The sequence below is a fragment of the Pedobacter sp. HMWF019 genome (genome assembly GCF_003061025.1).
Lineage (GTDB): Bacteria > Bacteroidota > Bacteroidia > Sphingobacteriales > Sphingobacteriaceae > Pedobacter.
Genome location: NZ_QAIL01000591.1, coordinates 4884 through 11664 on the forward strand (window position 1 = coordinate 4884; position 6781 = coordinate 11664).

The 6781-nt window shown below is 43.8% G+C and carries 5 protein-coding genes and 1 pseudogene; 3 read left to right on the forward strand and 3 right to left on the reverse strand.

Going from position 1 to position 6781, the window contains the following annotated elements; translation table 11 throughout:
• From DBR11_RS28235 to DBR11_RS28245, 3 genes are all read left to right on the forward strand, one after another.
• On the forward strand, positions 1-1161 hold a 1161-nt coding region (locus DBR11_RS28235; protein WP_199233994.1), incomplete at its 5' end, for a PKD domain-containing protein.
• 6 nt (positions 1162-1167) lie between these two features.
• Positions 1168-2199, forward strand: a complete 1032-nt coding sequence (locus DBR11_RS28240) for a PorP/SprF family type IX secretion system membrane protein (protein ID WP_108555873.1) — start codon at positions 1168-1170, stop codon at positions 2197-2199.
• 98 nt (positions 2200-2297) lie between these two features.
• On the forward strand, positions 2298-3725 hold the full coding sequence (locus DBR11_RS28245; protein WP_108555874.1) for an L-serine ammonia-lyase: 1428 nt from the start codon (positions 2298-2300) through the stop codon (positions 3723-3725).
• Here the strand turns inward: DBR11_RS28245 and DBR11_RS28250 are convergent, their stop codons facing one another.
• From DBR11_RS28250 to DBR11_RS30450, 3 genes and pseudogenes are all read right to left on the reverse strand, one after another.
• Positions 3726-5072 carry a DUF58 domain-containing protein gene (locus DBR11_RS28250; protein WP_233260941.1) on the reverse strand — a complete coding sequence of 449 codons (1347 nt, stop codon included), beginning with the start codon at positions 5070-5072 and terminating at the stop codon, positions 3726-3728.
• Positions 5073-5084: 12 nt separating this feature from the next.
• Positions 5085-6062: a MoxR family ATPase gene (locus DBR11_RS28255; protein WP_108555876.1), complete on the reverse strand. Its 978-nt coding sequence runs from the start codon at positions 6060-6062 to the stop codon at positions 5085-5087.
• A gap of 3 nt (positions 6063-6065) precedes the next feature.
• Positions 6066-6781, reverse strand: a pseudogene (locus tag DBR11_RS30450) (DUF4350 domain-containing protein); the annotation flags it as partial.

Below are 6781 nucleotides of genomic sequence, written 5' to 3' on the forward strand. Positions count from 1 at the left end.
CAGCTTTTTAAAGCCACATTAACCGCTGTAAATGACTGCGGGACCAATGTTAAAAGTTATGATATCCGTGTGTCCCCACAAAATATTACGCCAGAACTGGTGGTAGATGCCAAAGAAAAACAGGGCTGTGCACCATGGACAGTCCATTTCGACAACAACTCTATTGGTGCAAGCCGCTTTACATTTGATTTCGGCGACGGAGGTACAAGAAATACCATAACCACCGGAACAGAAACCTATACCTTTACCAAAGCAGGTACTTATACCGTTAAGATGACAGCATTTAACAGCTGTTCGGAGATTTCCACAACAGAAACGATTACCGTGCTACCCCAGCCACAAGTTGCATTCGATGCCGATATCACCCTGGGCTGTGCGGGGCTTGCTGTTCAGTTTAAAAACAATACCCAAGATGGTTTTAGCTACAGCTGGGACTTTGGTGACGGAAGCCCGCTGTCTAATGAAGTTGCACCAATACATACTTACAACGGCGACCAGGAATACTATACCGTAACCCTTACCGCCACCAACTCTCTTGGATGTACGCAGACAATCTCCAGAAACCAGTACATCCATATCGTGCCACCTCCTGTTGCAAAATTTAATGTCTCTCCTTCCACCCGGATCAGTATTCCTGATTATACCTTCAGATTCGAGGATGAAAGTACCAATCAGCCAAGCAACTGGCTTTGGACATTTGGAGATAAACAGAGTTCAACCCTGCAGAACCCATCTCATACCTATGCCGATACAGGAAAATATACCGTGACTTTACAAGTCATTAACCAGCAGGGCTGTATCAGCACCACCTTTAAACAAGTCAGCATTGAAGGTGTCCCTGGATATCTATACCTGCCAAACGCTTTTATGCCAGGGGGCTCAAGACCAGAACTCAGAACCTTCCAGGCCAAAGGTTCAGGTATCAAAACCTGGAGGATGACTGTTTTCAACAAATGGGGACAAGCGCTATGGGAAACCAGTAAACTGGAAGAAGGCCGTCCTGTTGAAGGTTGGGATGGAACCTTCAGTGGCGCTCCTGCGCCACAGGGAGTTTACTTCTGGAAAGTCGATGTTGAGTTTATTAATGGTACCGAATGGAAAGGAATGAGTTATGACAACTCCAGCCCAAAAAGAACCGGACCAATCCACCTGATCAGATAAAAATAAATGAAGAAACCATCTACATATCTATTGCTGGTAATTACTGGATTAGCCTGTTCCCTTGTCGCTAATGCACAGGATCAGCTCTTTTCACAGTTTTTTAATGCCCCTCTATATCTGAACCCAGCCCTTACCGGACAATTTGAAGGAGACATCCGAACCAACCTGATCTACAGAAATCAATGGTCCAGCCTTACAGGAAACCTGCAGTACATCAATGCTTCAGCCGATATCAATATACCAAGCTTTGGCGGTGGTGTTGGTTTAATGTTCAACCGGAGCAATGAAGGATCTGCCGGACTCCTTAAAAACAACATAGCAGCTACCTACGCCTACAGCGTTGGTACGGATGAGTTTGTACTTTCTTTTGGCATAGCCGCTGGCTTAACCAATCGTACCATCAATTGGAACAAGCTTGTCTTTTCAGATCAGATCGATCCCCGGTTAGGTTATATTCCAGGCAGCACATCTTCGGCCGATGTCCCTAACATCAGCAGCCGTTATTATTTTGACCCTGCAGCAGGTATTAACCTTGTGTATGGCTCTTTTATGCTTGGCGCCGCCGTCAACCATATCAACCAACCTGATGAATCCTTTACCGGTGCACAGGCAAAATTACCCAGAAGGATCACGATTAATACCAGTTACAGGATTCCGCTAATGAGCAGCTCATCCTTCCGTGATTACGAAAGCCCATACGTTATTCCTTCTATCGTCTACTATAACCAGGATAAAATGCAGTCTTTAAGTATGGGTGCCCAGCTCAAGTATAAAAGCATCAATACCGGAATATGGTACAGGACCACCGGACAAGGGGGGCCCGATGCCATTGTTGTTTCTCTGATATTTGATCTCTTTAAAAATTCAACCAATGGAGAAAGAGTGCGCCTGGGCTTAAGCCATGATGCCACAACGTCAAAAATTAATTACACCAATACCAGTGGAACCACTGAAGCCAGTGTTGGTTATCAGCAGTACTTCAGGAATAGTGACAATTATGAAAAATTCAATGGCCTCCGCTGCTATGATTTCTACTAAGGTCAGGAAGCAAAATTCTGCTTTATACATTAAAATATTACTATAAACAGACCGGCAGCGACCAGCCTTAAGTCAATTTTATCTAAGTTTGTATTATTATGCAAAGAGAACAGATCTCGGTTTTTGATATTTTTAAAATCGGTGTCGGGCCGTCAAGCTCACATACACTGGGTCCATGGAGGGCCGCACAACAATTTATCGGTTTACTGGTTAAAAATAACCAGCTCGATCAGGTAGAACAAGTTAAGATTCTCCTTTATGGTTCCCTGGCCAAAACGGGTAAGGGCCATGGAACAGACGTTGCCATTTTATTGGGTATGAGCGGAGCTGACCCGGTAACGTTTGATGTAAATGCTATTGATTCCACTGTTGAAACCATTAAAAGTAATCAGCAGCTGCAGCTCAACGGCACCAACAGTATACATTTTAACTATACGGATGATCTGATCTTTCTTTTCCATGAGAGCCTTCCTTTCCATCCAAATGCAGTGACCTTCCAAGCCTTTATGAACAATGGCAAGGCTGTTTCAGAAACGTATTACTCTATTGGAGGTGGTTTTGTAGTTAAAGAAGGGGAAAATGGAAGTGAGAAAGAACAAGTGGAACTGCCTTTTCCCGTAGAAAAAGCTTCAGACCTCTTGCACTGGTGCCTGACCACAGGTCTTAAAGTATCCGAAGTTGTGCTCGAAAATGAACTGGCCTGGAGGAAAGAGAATGAAACCAAAGAGGGCATCCTTCAGCATTTCCATGTGATGAAAGATTGTACCTACAGGGGCTGTCACACCACCGGATTCTTACCTGGCGGATTAAATGTGGCCAGACGTGCTGCAGCCTTGAACAAGAGGCTCATGGGAGATCAACCCTATAGTGACTACAAGAGCTGGATTATGGCCATCAGAAATGGAGGAAACAGCTTTAACTATATATTAGACTGGGTAAGTTGTTTTGCCCTGGCAGTTAATGAGGAGAATGCTTCTTTTGGCCGGGTGGTCACCGCTCCTACTAATGGTGCTGCCGGAGTCATCCCTGCCGTACTTCAGTACTACATTGCTTTTTGCAATGGTTATGAAGAGGAGAAAATCATCCAGTTTATTGCCTGTGCTTCTGAGATCGGAAGTATATTTAAAAAAGGAGCCACGATATCTGCTGCAATGGGTGGTTGCCAGGCGGAAATTGGTGTATCCTCTGCCATGGCTGCGGCGGCATTAACGGAATGCCTTGGCGGATCCCAGAGACAGGTATTGATGGCTGCTGAAATCGCTATGGAACACCACCTTGGTTTAACCTGCGATCCTATTGGAGGACTTGTTCAGGTCCCTTGTATTGAAAGAAATACCATGGGTGCGATCAAAGCCATTACCGCAAGTCAACTGGCGCTTCAGAGCAATCCGGACAAGGCTAAGGTAAGTCTGGATGCTGTAGTTAACACCATGTGGGAAACTGCCCTGGATATGAACTCCAAATATAAAGAAACCTCAGACGGCGGATTGGCCACCAATATTCCTATCAGTTTACCTGAATGTTAGTTAAATTTTCTGCTGGGCTTTAATGGCCAGGTACTTGTTCACCACATTGATAGTGAGTTTCTCCGGAGGCGTCAGAATACTCAGTATTCCATGTTTTGCCAGTTCCTTGACCATCAGCTTTTTTTCATACACGAATTTCTCTGCAATGGTTTTCACATAAATCCCTTCCACATCGGTCGTCGGTTGATCGGTAAGAGACTTAAGTCCGGTATTTTCGAAAAAAACAATCAGCAACAGGTGAAATTTCGCCATTCGTTTTAAAAACGGAAGTTGTCTGTTTAACGCAGACATACTCTCAAAATTGGTGAAAAATACCACCAGACTACGTTGTTTTAAAACAGAGCGAACACTAAGGTACAAAGCTTCCATATTGGTTTCCAGGTACCGGGTTTTCTCCTTGTAGAGTACATCCATGATCTTTCCCAATTGCGTGGGCCGCCTGTCTGCCTGAACAATACTGCCCACCTTTTCTGCAATGGTCATCAACCCCGCCTTATCTTCTTTCACCAAAGCAACACTAGACAGGATCAAACTCGCATTGATGGCATAATCAAGCAAAGTCAAACCCTCAAAAGGAAGTTTCATTGCTCTTGATTTATCGATGATACAATATACATGCTGTGCTTTCTCATCCGTAAATGAATTGACCATCAATTCTCCTTTCCGCGCAGTGGCTTTCCAGTTCACTGTCCTGTAATCATCTCCCTGAACATAACTTTTTACCTGATCAAACTCCATACTATGGCCCAGGCGTCTGACCTTCTTGATTCCAATTTCAGTTAACCGGTTGGAAATGGCCATCAATTCATACCTGCGCAATTGCAGGAAAGACGGATATACAGGTACAGTGACCGGCGTTCCCAGATTGAATCTTCTGATGATCAACCCCAGTGGGGATCTGACATATAAGCGAATCTGACCAAAGGCATATTCTCCCCTCTTAGTTGGCCTCAGGCTATAGTGTATCGTCTTTTGTTCCCTGGCTTTGAGCTCACTTTTAAACCAAAGGTTCCGTTTCTGAAACTGAAAAGGGATTTCATCGATCAGACCCACACGAGTGGGAAAAGAATAAAAACTCTCCAGATAAAGTTTAATTTCATTATCATCTCCATTACTTAATCTTTCTGGCAAACTCCGGCTCGCAAAAAATCCCTTCTTCTGGCCATAGATCAATACAAAATCAATAAAGATCAGTATCACCAGCAGGCCGAAAAAGATAAAGGGAAGATCCCCCATCCAGGTCAGGAAGAAAGAAAACAGGAAAAGGAAAGAAGAAATTCCAATGCCTGCAAAAAACATTCTGCCCAAAAAGAGATTCTTATAATAGTTATTGAAAAAGTTTTTCAAAAGATTCCGGATTTATCTTGGCACTTCTATTTTTTGAATAATTTGCATCACAATATCAGCGGCTGTTAGCCCCTCCATCTCTTTATCAGGAGTTAGCATAATTCTGTGGGCAAGAACAGGCACACTCACTTTAATGATGTCTTCCGGGGTCACAAAATCACGTCCTTGTATGCCAGCAATTGCCTTGGCACTATTAATCAGGGCCAGAGATGCACGAGGAGAAGCCCCCAGGTAAAGTGCTTTATTGTTTCGGGTTTCCTGAGTGATTTTAACGACATACTCAACCAGTTTTGGCTCTACATGAAGCGCTTTAACCAATTTCCTGCAAGCCTTGATCTGTTCTGTGCTCAATACCGCTTTAACCTCACTGATCTCTGCACTAAGGTTCTGCTGGTGCTGATTTTGCAACATCAGGATCTCTTCTTCAAACGTGGGGTATTTAACCTCTATCTTAAATAAAAAGCGGTCCAGTTGTGCCTCTGGCAATCTATAGGTTCCTTCCTGCTCAATTGGGTTTTGAGTTGCCAGAACCATAAATGGTTCCTCCATCAAATAGGTATGACCATCAACGGTTACCTGTCTTTCTTCCATCACCTCAAATAAAGCAGATTGTGTTTTCGCCGGCGCCCTGTTGATCTCATCGACCAGGATGATATTTCCAAAAACAGGACCTTTTCTGTATTCGAAGGAAGAAGATCTTGGATCAAATACAGAAGTTCCCAATACATCGGAGGGCATCAGGTCAGGTGTAAATTGTATCCGGGAAAAAGAGGCATCTATACTTCTAGCCACCAGTTTCGCACTCAATGTTTTTGCCACCCCCGGAACACCTTCCAGCAACACATGGCCATCTGCCAGCAATCCGGCAATTAGAAAATCTACGGTATTTTTCTGCCCTACAATGATGCGCCCCAGACTTTCCCTGATTTGCTCTACCGCTCGGTTAAGTTCCGCAAGATCTGTTCTTTCACTAAAAATTTCCGCTTCCATAATTTATTTGGCTTGTTTATAAAATAGTTCAATTTTTTGGTTGAGATCAATCAGCAGCACATCGTCAATACTTCCTCCTCTATTTACCTGATCTATGGTCTCAAATAAGGCATTCACCGCCAACTCTCCGGCCCCGGATTTCAAGGCCAGTGCCTTTTTAAATTCCTGATCTATAATTGTCGTCTTTAAATGGTAATTCGTTCTGATATGTTCCAGAAGATAGTTAATTTTCTTCTGAGCAATATCCCGGTTATCCCGTTGCTGATAGTATACCTTACCCACCAGCTCCACAAACTCAACCGAAGAATTTTTTAGGGGTTCTATGATGGGTATGATCCGCTGACGTCGTTTCATTTCAAACAAAACAAAAATTACCAAGCCGATCAGCGCTAGCTCATAAGCCCATCGGAGTTGTTCATGCCCAAAAATTACCCGGAGCACAGACTGGTCTTCTGTATTCCCCCTCGTATTGTACTCATCCCAGATCAGAGTACCCGAGGCCGGAAGATAGGATAGCGCCTTTCCGGCATATTCTGCACCCAAAGGATCCAACAGGCTATAATTGGTCAATAATTGCGGATTAGGAAGGATATACAGCGCCCCTCTGCCAATTGTATATTTGATAAAATTGACATGCCCCTCTGCATCTTTACCGAGTATAGTTACTCTTGAAGTATCAAATTTACTAAAGTACTGATCACCAATGCCCTTATTAAGGG